The organism is Sulfurovum sp., assembly GCF_041562805.1.
Taxonomy (GTDB): Bacteria; Campylobacterota; Campylobacteria; order Campylobacterales; family Sulfurovaceae; genus Sulfurovum.
In genome coordinates this window covers 1-1275 of the sequence record NZ_JBFFOH010000291.1, presented here as the reverse complement: position 1 = coordinate 1275, position 1275 = coordinate 1, and the positions used below count along the sequence as shown (strand labels likewise).

The 1275-nt window shown below is 40.9% G+C and carries 1 protein-coding gene; it reads right to left on the bottom strand.

What is annotated here, in order from left to right:
* Nucleotides 1–125 precede the first annotated feature (125 nt).
* A partial coding sequence (locus ABYK33_RS15870; protein WP_373034294.1) for a SagB family peptide dehydrogenase occupies nucleotides 126–1275 on the bottom strand: 1150 nt, incomplete at its 5' end.

Here is a 1275-nt window from a genome sequence, read left to right as displayed (position 1 = left end):
CTTGGGATTGGTGGTACTATCAAAGATGAGAGTTTAGAATTTCAAGGAGATACCCCTGAGCCCTTACGTAACCATTTGGAAGCATTGGGGTATCGATTTAAGAACTGATCAAATCACACTAAAATTTATTTCCCTATGGCCAAAGCATACAGTACCATCTCATCGTTCTCTACAAATTCATTGACCTCATCATCATAATAGGCACCGATTCCAGAACACCCTATACCTAAATAAAGAGAAGCCACATAAAGTCTGTGTCCTATGATCCCGGCTTTTTGGTACAGTGCCTGATAATTTTTTGCTTTGGAAGTCAGGAAAAATGCTACTGCCCCTTGCATAGAAAGACTATACTGTTCTAAACTCAAATACCCTGCTTTTTTGCCAAAGTCACCATACTTCATATATTTACCCTCTTTATAGAGTCCCAACGGCATATTGATCACTCTGTTTATGACAACATACACAGAAACATCTTCATCACAATCACTCAGTATGGGCTGATGTATGGCTTCCATAATGTAATTGAACTGCCCTTTGGTGATGGCACCTTCCTCGAAACCTCTTTGTGACCTTCGGGTAAAAAGTGTTTCTTTAAGTTTCTCAGCTTGATAGGTGAACTTTGGCGCCTTTACCTCTCGTTTGCACTCTTCCATCTTCATTGTTTCATTGTACGCCTGTTCTATAAGAGGATTGGGTTCAAAAGTTCTACTCCCATCTACATAAGGAAGGGAAAACTCTATAGCAGAGATTTCCTGATCTTGTATCGGTACTGCCATAGAGCACCCAGACAACATCCATTCTCTTCCTTCAAAACCGAACATACGGTTCAACTTTTCTCTGTCTATATTGTAAAGCATTTGTGCAGCATGGGGTTTGAGTAACGCCGAAGCTTCTATGCTACCCAAAAGATGCCCCCCGTCTAAAAGACAATACCTGAACGCCCGGTTCTTGTATTTCCATGAAGAACGATAATATACAGCGGAGACCAGAAAGAGATATCCTTTCATAGCTGTTTTGTAACCCAGATAAGGTTCTAACCCTTCATCCTCTGTAATGGCTTGCAGTAGTGTCAAAGAGGAAGAGATCACTTCATAGTGATACACTCCGTCGTCTACACCTTCTACACCTCTCGCTTGAAAATAAAGTTCGTTAGGGTACAGTGCTCCTGCAGAAGGGTTAATACGCAGATAATACTCTCCACTTGGATAGCTTTTCTTTGCAGTCAACCCTGCAATATAATAAAGAAAATCATCTTCTGCTTTGTCCAGATCCAAT